Raw genomic sequence first — 14,670 nt, 5'->3', positions numbered from 1 at the left:
TTTTATGACTACTGCAATTGACAATCCATCACTAGTTATTTTTCTCAAGACATTCATAAACCGCCATCATATCTCGTTTATCCAACTCACGAATACGATTAAAAATTGGTATTTGCCCAACAGCTTCTGTTAATACGCTTTCATTCACAACATCACTTACTTTTCCAGTTAACCACGTTTGTACATCCACGCCCTCGACAACTTCTTTTAACCCTTCGTCATTAATACCACTTGCATTACAAGTTACACATGGAATTGTTAGTTTAAAGACACCATCATGTAGATTATCTTCGGTTATCACTTTCTTACCTTTACAAAATGGACATGGATTACTTTTTTTAATTTTATTAATTTGGGTAAATATTTTTTTGTATCCAAACGCTTCGTATACATACGTAAGTTTTTTATATTTACCATTTGTGAAATACTTATTTATAATGTTTTCTCTCGTTTCATAAACATTAGGGAAATCACAAACAGTTACTTGATTATTAACACTAATGGATTCGATATTTCCTTTTATTTCACCCCAGAATGGTAAAACATTTTGTAACACCATTTCATAGTTTGAAAAGCTTGCTTGTTCTAATTCAAACATTTTCAATGCAACTTGTGCTTTTCTTGGCAATAAAGAAACATCTTCTGTCAATACCATATCGCCACCAACAATAGATTTCAATTTAACAAGTGTCGGTAAATCACCAACTGTTTTCAATACTTCATTAATAGGCTGATTGATTATTTCACGAATATCTACGTTACCAAATTTAAGTGGTTTATGATGATTTAAAACCGTCCCCTCGCAAATTGGACATTTCATCATTTTTTTTGAACTTTTAATTTCTTCTTTAATAGGTGCTTTTGAAATAACAATATATCCACCAATAATTGTATTAAATCCTACCCATGTTCTGCGTGTCTTTCCTTTTTTATCATAAAATGATTTTTCAAAATACCCGTACCAAAACGTATGCTTTTCTTCTTCTGACATATCATTATAGCTCTTTGACAAATCGTGACCAAGCTCATTTTTTATTTCTTCGAATAGAAATTCTATTTTTTCATGCTGATAAAATTTTAATACCTTCATGATTTCTGGATCGAATAGCCCATCCCAAAATGGAACACTTTTATCTTGAATGGCAATATCTTTATCAAAAACTTCAATTTGAAGACGTCCAGAACAAGATGGACAATGATTGTCCTGTGAATAGAAATCAAAACTTCTCGTATCTTTATTAATTGGATGAGCAGCTACAATATGATTAATTAATCCACCAATCTCATATAAGAAACTATATTGACTATATAAATGTCTTTCAAGATCAATAGCAATAACAGGTGCGATTGTATTAGATTCATATTCACCATAAATTAACCTAGCCATTGATGATAAACTTTTTAAAATACCGCCCTTATAAATATTTTCGGCATTTTTAAAATAGTTAATATGATTTTCTTCTAAATAGTGAACCCCTTTTTTCTGCTTAAGCATTGAAGAGATGTGTATTTTCTCTGTGCTATTCACATTACTTTTTTGACGATAGTAATCCTCATGATTGACAACATCCAAATGCTCTATAGATTCATTCTGCCTTTTTCCAAAATCAACTATATAATCAGAGCTTTCTAACATGTAACGATTATGCTCAATCATAATGATCGAAACTGATTCATCTTGCAGAATACCTCTAATACTATCGATAAATTGATTTAAAATATTTTGTGATAAACCTTTTGAAGGCTCATCAAAAATAAATAATGTATGTGGATTTCTAGTGTTTGCAAATAATTCCGAAACTAAATGAACACATTGAAACTCACCTGTCGATAATGTTTGTGTTTTTCTCTCTAATGTTAAATAGCCAAGCCCTAATTTAATTAGTAGGCTCAAACGTTTATAAGCGATATCTTCATTTGGAAGTTCATCAATAATATCCTCAATCGAGCGCTCAAAAATATCATCAATGTCTTCACTATACTTTGTCAGTTTCTTTTTAATATCTAGGAAAGTTGCTACAGTTGATCGACTTGTAATTGATTGATTTCGGTCTTGTCCTACCATAACTAATTTATCTTTTGGATATCGTTTCAAAAAATCTGTAGCTAGACATTCGTTGACAAGTGTAGATTTCCCACATCCTGATTCTCCTGTAACTGTTACAAGCCTGTTTTTAGGAATTTGAAACTCAGCCATTTGGATATTACGGCAATATAAATCATACAATGTATAATATTCTGTTGGTATTTCTTTATTTCGATCCCACAGTATTGACTTTGGTCTTGGTGATTCTTCCACAATTTTCCCGCCATATTTTCCGCTACCAGGTCCAAAGAACAATTGCTCATCAGTTGTATCTAGTACTGTATCTGAATGATCAATAAGCCAAATTTGATTTTTACACCCTAATCGTTTAATCTCTTCTAAAATTTGTAATAAAGTTTCATGATCAAGTCCAACTGAAATCTCATCAATAATAATTACAGCATTTTCACTTACTGCCATGAATTCGGCCAAATAAAGTCGTGTTAACTCTCCACCTGATAACGTACCCATAATTCGATTTAATGTTAAATAACCAATGTTCATATTAATAATATTTTGCAGTATATGCTGTTTTTCTTCACTAATATTTAACTCTTTTGCTAGTGAAAGAATAGATTCAATACTTAAATCATTAATATTTGAGATTGAATGTGGCTTGTCCAACAAATCAATTTCATGTTGTTCAATTTCTTCACTATAACGTTTTCCCTTACATTTTTTACACTCAACATTTTTTGTAGTACCACGGCCTTTACAACCAGTACACCAGCCTAATTGATTATTAAATGAAAAGACCTCTGGAGAAAGATTAAATACCTCAGCAAGTTTTTCCCGAACCTCTGTAAAAACACCAGTATGAGTACCAATCGTTGAACGCGGATTAGACGAAATCGATGATTTTCCTAGAAAAAGTACTAAAGGTATTTCTTCCATCTTAATGGCACTAAAATTTGTTTCCATAATGTTAGGAAATAAATATTGATATTCAGCCTTTGGCAATAAAGAAACTAATCGTTTTTTTGATTCTTCACCAATTGTTTGGCAAAAAGTTGTTTTACCCGATCCAGATAAACCAGCAATTCCAAACGATTTATTAAACGGTATAGTTGCATCTAATTTATTTATGTTATTAGCAATTAATTGATTTACTTTCATATTAACCTCTATTCTTATTTATTCACAAAAGCATTTTTACAATATAATAATTACATAATGAATATTACCTATTATGCAATTATCCTCTCACTTCATTAATCTTATCCTTGTATATTTCAAACCACTGTTGCCATTCATCTTTAGAAAATTCTTTCTCTTCTCCTTCTAAAACGTAAGAAAAAAGATTTAAACAAATATGCCAACCAGCTATATCTCTCGGTGTATGATCTGTTAATTCATGAATGTACTCTTTTAGGAATAAAAGAGTACCATTTTCCTCTTTATGTATTTCAAATCGGACACGGTCTTTATCCCAAGTAAATTCAAGTACTGAGTTTAGTTGACACTCTAAAATATCAATGTTTATGAATGAACCGTCCATCATGTCGAACTTTATTATTCCACCAGTTTTAAGGCTTTCAATCTGTAAATTGGACATCCATTTTTTCAGCTTACTGTTTTCTGTTAATACAGACCAAACTTCCTCTACCGTATATGGAAATTCGCGTTCAAATTTTACAATATATCCACCAGTTAGTTTCCCAATTTCAGCTATCATTTTAATTGCCTCCTTATATAGAATATATGTTCTCATCTCATTTTACACGAATATAAATATAAAATAAATATTTATGTCAGCGAAGTGTTAATTTAAAGTGAATGGTGCTGAGAAAAACTTAAATATTTTCTAAATCGAGTTATATAATATTGAAAATTAAATATAGATTTGCGTACAAATAAAAAAGCCGCATTTGCGACTTATGAAATCATAGGATTAACTCCTGTTTTGTTGAATGATTAACGCTTAATCGCATCGACAATTAGCGATGGAAAACCAAGTTTATCGCCTTTATTTCTAGAATCATACCTTTTCGAACGGAAAATAACACCGTCGTTTGCATCCCATTCGTTGTAATAAAACCGACCATTTTCATCACAATATTCAAGTAAAACTACCTCGAATCCAGCAGTTTCAAACATTTTCGTTAATGTTATATAATTATGAACGATTTTATGACTTGCTGCTGGATGATCTTTCGGACCGGGTCCCCCTATTTGAACTATATTTTGATATACCTCATCCTGAAAGAATGCATCAGGGACTCCGCACCGAATATGACCAGATGGTTTTAAAAATTCATAACAGATTTCAGCTGCTCTTACACCTTCTTCAAAAGTAAGGTGTTCCCATACATGCTCAGCTAAAATAGCTGAAATAGAGTTGTATTCAAATCTTTCTTCCCACGTAGCTTTATCTAGTAAGTTAAGTTCATCTTCTTGCGTTTGAATCCAGCCTGGATTATTATTAAACACTCCAGCTCCGACAACTACTTTAATTTCGTCTTGTTTTATTGCCACCATGTTCACCTCTTAAACATTTTAATTCATTAATATATTCTATGTTTACTATTATCCTTCCTCCTTCAACAAATGTAGTAACATGAGTCCAGTACAATACCGAACTCATGCCCTAAAAACTCTCTAACGCAACAATCTGTCTAACTCTATAAAATTAGTTCATAATATACGATTTTTCTTACAGAAATATAGCACAGCAAACATTAGCATAATACCAATTACGTAAAAAATTGTTGTTCCGCTCCCACCAGTATTAGGAATTACCCAATTATTCTTCGCATTTTTCACTGTTATTTTTTGTGTCTTTACTGCTTCTGTAATTTCTATTTCTATTGGATCTCTAAGTAACATGTATCCGTTCGGTGCTTTTATTTCTTTAATCGTATACTTTCCAATTGCTAATTGGTTGGAAATTACCTTTCCTTTTTCATCCGTTATTAATCTACTAAGTTCTTTCCCTTCTTTATCTAACACTTGAAATACAGCGCCTTTTAGCTTTAATTCACTATCCTTATCATCAACTTTTTCAATTTCAAATTGCCCAGTCGGATCTGGCAATTTCTTATTTTCTATTTTAATTTCTACTACTGTATCTTTTTCTATTTTTACAGCTATTTTATCTTTTAATAATTCATAACCTTTAGGTGCCTCTATTTCCACTAGGGTATAGTTTCCTATTGGTAAGTCCTTTGATATCATTTCTCCTTTTTCATCTGTTATTAACTCTCCAACTACTTTTCCTTTTGCATCTTCTATATGAAACTTTGCCCCTGCTAGTTTTTTATTTTTATCACTTATGTCTACTTTCACAAGCTTCATTTTTCCCATTGGATCTGGCAATTTCTTATTTCCTATTTTAATTTCTACTTCTGCATCTTTTTCTATTTTTACAGTTATTTTATCTTTTAATAATTCGTAACCTTTAGGTGCTTCTACTTCCACTAAGGTATAGTTTCCTATTGGTAAGTCTTTTGATATTACTTCTCCTTCTTCATTTGTTACTAGTTCTCCAACTATTTTCCCATTTAAATCTTCAATTTTAAACTTTGCTCCTGCTAGCTTTTTATTTTTATCACTTATGTCTACTTTCACAAGCTTCATTTTTCCCATTGGATCTGGCAATTTCTTATTTCCTATTTTAATTTCTACTTCTGCATCTTTCTCTACTTTTACAGCTATTTTATCTTTTGATAATTCGTAACCTTTAGGTGCTTCTTTTTCCACTAAAGTATAGTTTCCTATTGGTAAGTCTTTTGATATCGCTTCTCCTTCTTCATTTGTTACTAGTTCTCCAACTATTTTCCCATTTAAATCTTCAATTTTAAACTTTGCTCCCACCAATTTTTTATTATCATTATTACTATCAACCTTTTTTATTTTTACTTTTCCTGTACTAGGCTTGTTCCAATGTTTCCAGTTAAATTTGAAATTGTGAAACTCAAATCCACCAGTTTGTTGTACCGCACCAACAAATGCTTGTCCATTAATCGAACCGCCTTTTGTTTCTAATACAGCATTGGGAGCAAACACACTCCCAACTACACCATATCCCTCTGTTGTAATTTTTTTCGCATTTGGAAAAACCCAAATCATTTTCCCATATAGCTCAGTAAACGGGGAATTAGGCGAATATGGTTGTGATGTAGGAACTATATCTGTAGCCTTTCCAATATTGTTCGTGTCATATAGAATAGACCCATTTTTAAATGTAACCTCTATTGCATCTGAATACATTACAATAAAATCTTTGTCCTTAGCATTGGGCAAAAATACATCTCTTATATCTAAATTAATTTTCCCTGTCAATTCTGATGAAACATAAATATTAGGATTGTTTATATCTTTTCCGATTCCATGACTCATATTTGGAATTGGGGTATTCGTTTTATATTGACCTGCATTTTTACTGACTTGGTTCACTATATTGCGAAATTCATTAAATTTCGCGTCAATTTCTAGTTTTTCTTTATAAACGATACGATCATAAGAGGATTGTATGATGCGATCTGGATCACTCTCTTTTGTCATTACGACTATTCCGTTTTGAATGATAAAAGATTCTTCTCTTGATTTCTTAAATTTTCCAGACAATAACAAGGACGGATATCCCTCATCACCCCATTTTTCACCTACTATATTAGATGTTCCCGCTGCAGCACCTACAATCGTATACCCCGATGCATCCATATCACCTTGAACTGCAATTGCTCCTTCAATGTCGCCACCTATTGCTTTATGGTTACCAAAGACAACTGCATTATAACGCGATATATCACCTAGACCTTCTAAGGTAGTCGTGGATCCATATACTTCTTTTGGTACATATACGACAAAACTTACACTTAACATTAACAAAACAATAAAATGAATACTTACCAGCTTGAATCGTAGCCTCAATTCCTTTGTTCCCACCTTTACCGTATTTTTTCTATAGTCGAATAAAATGACATATTTATCAATGAGGATTTACTTCATTCCCTACATACCTTCTTTACTTATCTCTGAATTTCCGGTCCCACTGTCCATTAATGCAGGATAAATAAATAAATAAATAAATACATTCTATCTAGTTAACCTTTTCTTATAAATTACGACTAGAAACACACATAACAATAGGATTGGAACTATTACAGTCCACTTATTAAATATAAATATCTCTGTACTCACTTTTTGTTTTTCTTTCTCGTTTAACTCCACGCGCTCACCTCGAACTAGCAATCTATTGGTGTTTACTCCATAAGGCGTACACGTAATTAAAGTTGTATAATCTTTATTTTCTACAATTTGTAGATCGTCCGTTTCGTGTGGTAACACTACTTTAATTTGATCTACTTTATAAGCAAGAACTTTGTCTAAAGAATGAATATAAAAAAGATCTCCTTTGCTCAACTTATCTAAATCTGTAAATAATTTTGCTGATGGTAAACCACGATGCCCTGTTAAAATAGTGTGCGTATTTTCTCCACCTATCGGGAGCGAAGAAAAATCTAAATGACCTATCCCGCGGCTCAATACTTCCTCAGATGTCCCTTGATAGATTGGCAGTTTTATATTAATTTTCGATATTTCAATATACCCCATTACATCTCCTAAATTTAACGCATCAGCATATGCTTGATGATTACTTTTTTTTTCAGAAAATGGATCAGTAAATGTTTTCGTGGAAGTGTGAACTTGTTTATTATATTCGGCTGCTTCTTTTTCCCTACGTTCGACTTCTTTCTTTTGTAATGCTTTGATATTCTTATCGTAAGAGCTAATCTCAGAATAATGTGCACGAGTCGCCAACCAATTACTAATAGTAGGATATAAAAAAACACCTAATCCAAATAAAAAAATACCTCCCAAAACAAGATTTCGTTTCATATTTCCACCTCTGTATATGCTTAAATATCGAAAAGAGGGAAGCATTTTGCTTCTCCCCTTTTCCCATAGTTACATGTTCCTAAAATCTTAATTATTAGCAGACTTTTTTCTAAAGAAAACAAATGCCGCTGTAACCATTAACGTAAGACCTATTACAGTAAAAAGAGTCGTTCCTATGCCACCCGTTACCGGAAGAACCCATCCACTTTTATTATTTTCAATCGTTAATTTAACCGTTTGATTATTTTCGCTAATCTTTACATCAATGGGATCTTTTAATAATTGATAAGAAGCTTTTGTACCATCTTCTTTTGTATATGTTGGAGCTTTCGTTTCGAAAATTTGATAGTCTCCATATGGAATGTTAGACCATTTAATAACACCATTTTCATCTGATACACCTGTTACTTCTTTTCCTGCTACAACAACTATTTTTCCATTTTTATCTTTAAGTACAAACTCTGCACCTTTTAATTTATTCTTATTAGCACCATCAATTTTTGTTAACTCAATTATTCCAGTTGTTGGAACAACAACTACAGGTTTAGATTCCTTTTCTCCAATTACATCATTTTTATTTGTAAAATGTATTTTTGCTGTATTTAAAATTTCCGAACCAGATGGTACTCCTTCTTTTACTTGAGATTTAATTTGCAAATGAAATTCTTTTTTACCATCTAATTTTGTGAAATCTTTTACTGTAGCTGTTACCTTTTGACCTTCTATAGCTACCTCTACAATGCTTGCATTTACTTCTGCTCCATCAATTTTCACGATTGGCTTTCCTTGAATCACTAAACGATTATCCAAAGTATCTGTTACCACATATTTTTTGTATTCCTTAATGTCTTCTGGAATTAATGTTTTAATATCATAATTATAATTAGTTAACGGATTGATTGGTAACGCTTCCGATTTTCCGTTAATCTTTTTATCAATTGTTGGTTCTTCATAGTTTTTCAATTCTAATTTAACTACTGTACCAGAAGTAATAGTTCCATCTTCATTAATTGTTCCGGAGTTCTTAACAAAAAACTCACGTTTAGTTGGATCTATTACATAGCCTTTCGGAGCTTTTGTTTCTTGGAAATAGTATTCTCCATACACCAATCCTTGCACGCGAATATGACCATTAGCATCTGTTACTAACTCTTTTTTCACTTCTGTACCGTCTTTTTTAAATAAAGAGAATACTGCACCTGCTAATGCTTTTTCATTTACACCAGTTTTTATTAAATCCACTGCACCACGTTTAATCTCATTTTTTGGATACATGTGAACATCATAGTTTAGCACCTTACCCTCTTTATTCGTTAATGGAATATCCACTGTATACGTATTGGGATTTAGATTCACATGTGGAGGTCCTGCCACTTCTTTCACCTCATAACGTCCTAGCGGAAGATCTTTTAATACAGCTTGTCCGTTATCATCTGTTACTACTTGATTTGGAGTGGCTCCCATTACAGGTTTCACGTCTTCTTTTACGATTTTCCCATCGTTTGAAATTTTTTCAAAAGAAGCAACCCTTTTTACTTCAAACGTTACACCTTTTAATGGTTTCGCATCTTTTGGCACCTCTTGATTTGCAGAACCGTCACCTTCTAGTCCCTGCGCTCCATCTTTTTCTTGTTCATACTTATGAATCGTTAAAGTACCTTTAGATGGTGAATCCGCCTTTACTAATACACTAGACCATGTAGAAAATGTTAAGAAAAACACTAAAAGCACACTAAATATTCTTTTCATTTCTCTTATCCCCTTTACTACTTCTATCATTTTAAAAATCTCTTTATTACTATTACCTTCTTAAAAGCAATAGTGTGCCAAGTATCAGATTTAAACGAATAACATAAAACATAGTCGTCCAACAATCCATTGTTTACAATCACTTATTCACTTTTCTTATCTTCTATTATTACGTTGTCTCTCCACATGATATATGTAATTTTCTCCCCTAAATTACACTTATATCCCTATTTCAAGAATCATTACATTTGTTACATAATAGCTTTCACTACTAATTTCGACTAGTCACTTACTGTCAATCTATTAATTTCTCACTTCCTATCCCTATTTAAAATCCAATCTTAATCATTTTTTAATACATATAAGTAATAACCAACAAATAAGTGTGACGATTCATATTTTACGCTACTGTCCAAAACTATTACCTGTATATTCAAATAATATGTGCTATTCATGTTAAATTATGGTATTATTCTTAGAAGTTTATAACTTTTATTTATATTTTTTATTAATAAAGGTTTTCCGTTTCTACTTATGAAAAAAGGAATATATGTTTATTTAACTATTACGCATAACTGTAAGGAGGAAGAATATGACTAAAAAGCTCAATCTAGTTGAGATAGAGTACATTTGCAATATGTTTTTCCAATCTTTTGAAATTCCAGTTTGTTTTTTAGATTGTAACAAAAATATTCTTTTAGAATTCACATCAAAAAGTGATTCACATTCGTTGTATACATCAAAAATAGAGCATTTACATGTGCTTTTTCAGAGAAATGATACATATAATTTCCCCATCTTCAGAACTCACGAACATCTAGGGCACTTCATTTTAATTCACATAAAGAGCGATTATATGGTGAACGGTACTGTTATTATTGGGCCCTTGGCACATGTGAATTTTTCTACAAGTAAAACGGATAGTAACCTTAATTTCATTCCAAATTATAAAAGAACAAGAGACCATTATTTTTCATTGTCAGTCAAAGATCAAAATTTCTTTGTAAATATAGCAATATTGTTCTATAACATTTTCCATAAAAAAAATTCAGATGTAAGCACCTTTTCAAATAACAGTGACTCACTTCATATAAGTCATAGCAGAATCTTAAACGAAGATGTATATATTTCAATGCAAAAAGACGAATCCATTTATCATAATTTATATATAGAGCAGCAATTACTTGGTTCTATAGAAAACGGGGATAAAGAAACCGTACTCAAATATTATTACGAATTCCAACAAGAGACTCTTTCATCTTTATCTTCATTCCATCAATTAAGACGTCATAAAAACATTTGTATTTCATCCATCACGCTCGCTACTAGGTATGCGATAAAAGGGGGACTTCCATCTGGGATTGCTTACAAAATTTATGATTTACATATTCAAAGAACAGAAGATTTAAAAGACAAAGAATCTGTTTGGGATTTGTTAAAAAATGCTTTTTGTACCTTTGCAGACCGTGTAAAGGCACAAAAAACACAGCAACATTCACAGACTATCGCTATTTGCAAAAACTACATTTTTAAAAACATTTACAATCCAATATCTGTTAAACAACTTGCTAAATTTGCAAATGTGAATTCAGATTATTTATCTATATTATTTAAAAAAGAAGTCGGTATTTCATTAATTGAGTACATTCAACGTGAACGAATCGAAGAAGCAAAGAAATTATTAACTTTCACCACCTATCCCTTATCAGACATATGCGCTTCGCTTAATTTTAGCGATCAAAGTTATTTCACTAAAATTTTTAAAAAATTCACCAATGAAACACCTGGTAAATACCGAAAATCTCATGTTGTCATTTAGAGTGACACTTCCATTAAAACAAAGTGTTTTCAGTAACTTATCAATGGCAAATTAGAAGTACTCCTATATTCATAAGCTATAGGATTTATGCTATTTTCAAATCAAAAAACACGTTACTATTCTTTTATTTTAATGAGAATAGTAACGTGTTTTATATGTAATATAGTTCTGTAGACAGAATAGTATCCAACTGCAAATTTTTATAAAAGCCAAATGTACCGCTTAACTATTAAAATCTTAATAAGTAAAAAATCCATATTTCGTTTTATTTACTTTCTACTTTATTTCTTTTGAATACTCAACTCTTTTCTTCAAACGAATAATCCCTACTATTATTTTTGTATCTTTCTAAATTTGCGAATCAAAGTGAGTACTGTACCTGCAATAATCATCAATATGCCGATTGCTGCACTGTTAGTTGTACTTACACCCGTCTTTGGCAGCTCCTTATATGTATATTCTTTTTTATCGGTATTACTGTTATTTGAGATATTATTGTTATTTGTCTTATTAGCAAGACCATTAGGTTTGCTAGTTTCTTTATCTTTCACTAATACTTTTTGTATTGTATTTACCTCATTACCCACGGAATCTCTTACACTATATATTATTTCATAAGTACCAGCTTTAGTTGTATCTATAGTTCCTTCATACGCTACTTTAGAAGTAAGGTCACCGTCTTCTTTGTCAGTAGCTGATACTCCTACCAACGGATCAAATTGATCACCCTCAGTAATTGAAGTTGTAGCAGGTACTTTTAGTATTGGTTTATCATTTTTAACTTCTTCTCTAACTTTGACCGTTACAGTTTGCTTCGCCGTTACTTCATGACCTTTAGAATCTGTAACCGTGTACGTTAATATGTAAGTACCGGCTTTAGATGTATCTACTTCACCATCAACTTTGATTTTAGAAGTGAGATCACCGTCTTCTTTATCGATAGCTAATACTTCTGCCATTGAAACAAATGAATCTCCTACATGAATTGTCGCTCCAACAGGCACTGTTAATTTAGGTTCTAAATCTGATGTTTCTCCATTTTTCTCTACAATTACAGTCTGTGTTGCCGTTGCATTCCGCCCTTGAGAATCAACAACCATGTATTCCATAATGTATGTACCTGATTTTGAAGTATCTACATCGCCTTTATGCTTTACTTTATTTGTTAAATCACCATCTTCCTTATCAACAGCTTTTACATTTCTCATTGGATCAAACGTATCTCCTACACGTAGTGTAATGGTAATCGGTACAGTTAACTCTGGAGCTTGGTTTTCTACTGTTTTTTCGTTTTCTTTCACTGTTCCTGTAATTTTTGCCGCATCAAAAGCATTTTGGATTGCTTGAACTTCAATTGAGTTCGTTCCATATTTATTAGTTGCAACTGTAAGGCATGCCAATCTCAATTCAGAGAAATCAGAAGTCATGTTTAATTCATCAGTATTTGCATAATAGAAAATATCAAACATTTTATCTTCACCAATACCATTTACATTTACACCGTTATGAGTACCACCTTGTGCAATTAAATACGCAACTTTATTAATAATACTTGAGTTAAAATGAACGCCTCCATAATCCTCTCCATTTAAATCATTATATTTACTATAATCATCAGGATACGGTAGTCCTTCTGAAAAATTAATTGCAGTTGGATTTTTCATATTACGAAAAGTCGATCCAGTTTGTTCTCCTATTGTCCAGTTAAATTCCCCATTATTTATGTATTTCTCTATAGCCGTTCCCATAATATCAGATAATGCCTCGTTAATTGCCCCAGATTCTCCTGAAAATTCAAGGTTAGATTCGCTTGATGTAACTGCATGTGTAAATTCATGACCCGCTATATCGAATGCTTTTACCATAGGATCTCCATATAAAAGCATACTAATGTTATTAATATTAGTACTAAATGCATTCTCCCAATTTTCAGGATCATTTGTTCCTCCAGAATCCCATGCATGTACAACTGAAACTACTTTTTTTCCTTTATTATCAAAACTATTACGCTTATATTTTTCTTTATAAAAATCGTATACCTTTGTTGCTAAGAAATGAGCGCTTACCGCCTTTGGATCATTAAATGTTGTTGAAACACTAGTTGCTAGTATACCGGGATAATAACTTTCTTCATTTGTAATATCTCTATAATTTACATCATATGTCTCAATTCCTTGTCCTCTTGTGTAATCAGCAAGCGCATAATTCCCACTGGTCTGTTTAGAAATACCAAATGTACGAGTTACGCCTAAATCATCTTTTCCTGTTCCAGTTAATGATGTAAAATTGCTAGTTTTATTTTCCTTAACGGATTCAACATACTCTTCACTTATTTTCAAACTTGATTCTTGTACCATATCTTTTAACATTTCACCATTATGAGCATTCACTAAATAAGTTCCAGATACATAATTTGGTGTTGTAGCAGCAAATGTAACTTGATATGCATTGCTAGCCTGCCCATGATTTTCATCAACAAAAATAACTGCCTTAACTTCTGGCTCAGAAATAAATTTAGTATCGTTTCCGTACTTTTTATAAATATATTGTTTTGCTTCTTCTTTTGATAAATTAATAGGTTTCTTTAAATCTTCTTGTGTTAAATTTTGTGCACTAGCTCCTGAAATGCTTTTAATAATACCTTTTTTATCTACGTGAGCAGTCAACTGGTGGCCATATACTTCTTTTCCTTCATATATTTGTTGCATGCGCACAAGTGTAGTTCCATCATAAGAACCACGTTTTTGAAGAACCTTGTAATCTACTCCTGTTTCTGCACTAACTTGTTTTGGAGACAAAGCATGCTCCGTATTTTCCTTAAGTGCATCTTTCACTACATTCTCTGGTTCCTTTTTTGATGGTTGTGTCAGATCACCTGTACGGAACGAATCCTCTTGAATTTCAACTTGCATTTGACCAGGTTCCTCTGCATGACCTACTCCATATGGTGTTACACTTGTTAAAACGAATCCTGTTGTTAATGCTACTATAGCTATTTCTTTTTTATTTCCCATGATATTTACCTCGTATAAGTTTCTATTATTTATATGAAACTGCTAAAATGTATACAATCTATTCCTAACATAAAAAGATGACTTTTGTAATCTACAAAAGCCACCTCTTCAATATGTAATATCCCTAAAATGTTTTTAATACATAATTTCTATACAAAAAG

General features: G+C 31.8%; 8 protein-coding genes. 1 reads left to right on the top strand and 7 read right to left on the bottom strand.

The window, feature by feature from the left end:
* Positions 1-31 precede the first annotated feature (31 nt).
* The 6 genes from BUA87_RS04135 to BUA87_RS04110 form a co-directional block, all read right to left on the bottom strand.
* Positions 32-3,202, bottom strand: coding sequence for an ATP-binding cassette domain-containing protein (locus BUA87_RS04135; protein ID WP_000867736.1), 3,171 nt, complete (start codon positions 3,200-3,202; stop codon positions 32-34).
* A 79-nt stretch (positions 3,203-3,281) separates the two neighbouring features.
* Positions 3,282-3,761: an SRPBCC family protein gene (locus BUA87_RS04130; RefSeq protein ID WP_071714869.1), complete on the bottom strand. Its 480-nt coding sequence runs from the start codon at positions 3,759-3,761 to the stop codon at positions 3,282-3,284.
* Positions 3,762-4,000: 239 nt separating this feature from the next.
* Entirely contained in the window at positions 4,001-4,561 is a 561-nt protein-coding gene (locus BUA87_RS04125; RefSeq protein WP_025118314.1) for a class I SAM-dependent methyltransferase, read from the bottom strand.
* Positions 4,562-4,720: 159 nt separating this feature from the next.
* On the bottom strand, positions 4,721-6,958 hold the full coding sequence (locus tag BUA87_RS04120) for a SpaA isopeptide-forming pilin-related protein (RefSeq protein ID WP_072938504.1): 2,238 nt from the start codon (positions 6,956-6,958) through the stop codon (positions 4,721-4,723).
* A 165-nt stretch (positions 6,959-7,123) separates the two neighbouring features.
* Positions 7,124-7,927, bottom strand: coding sequence for a class C sortase (locus tag BUA87_RS04115; protein ID WP_083530634.1), 804 nt, complete (start codon positions 7,925-7,927; stop codon positions 7,124-7,126).
* Between the two features lie 87 nt (positions 7,928-8,014).
* The gene (locus BUA87_RS04110; protein ID WP_083530635.1) at positions 8,015-9,676 is read right to left on the bottom strand and encodes an LPXTG cell wall anchor domain-containing protein; all 1,662 of its coding nucleotides are present in this window, start codon (positions 9,674-9,676) and stop codon (positions 8,015-8,017) included.
* Positions 9,677-10,268: 592 nt separating this feature from the next.
* Here BUA87_RS04110 and BUA87_RS04105 point away from each other — a divergent pair.
* Positions 10,269-11,495: a helix-turn-helix domain-containing protein gene (locus BUA87_RS04105; RefSeq protein WP_072938495.1), complete on the top strand. Its 1,227-nt coding sequence runs from the start codon at positions 10,269-10,271 to the stop codon at positions 11,493-11,495.
* 332 nt (positions 11,496-11,827) lie between these two features.
* Here BUA87_RS04105 and BUA87_RS04100 read toward each other — a convergent pair whose 3' ends face one another.
* Positions 11,828-14,509, bottom strand: a complete 2,682-nt coding sequence (locus BUA87_RS04100) for a M4 family metallopeptidase (protein WP_071714865.1) — start codon at positions 14,507-14,509, stop codon at positions 11,828-11,830.
* Positions 14,510-14,670: the final 161 nt, after the last annotated feature.

It is taken from the genome of Bacillus sp. bc15 (assembly GCF_900142585.1).
Classification (GTDB): Bacteria; Bacillota; Bacilli; order Bacillales; family Bacillaceae_G; genus Bacillus_A; species Bacillus_A cereus.
Note: the sequence above shows the minus strand (reverse complement) of the source record. Positions and strands in the feature narration are given on the sequence as shown.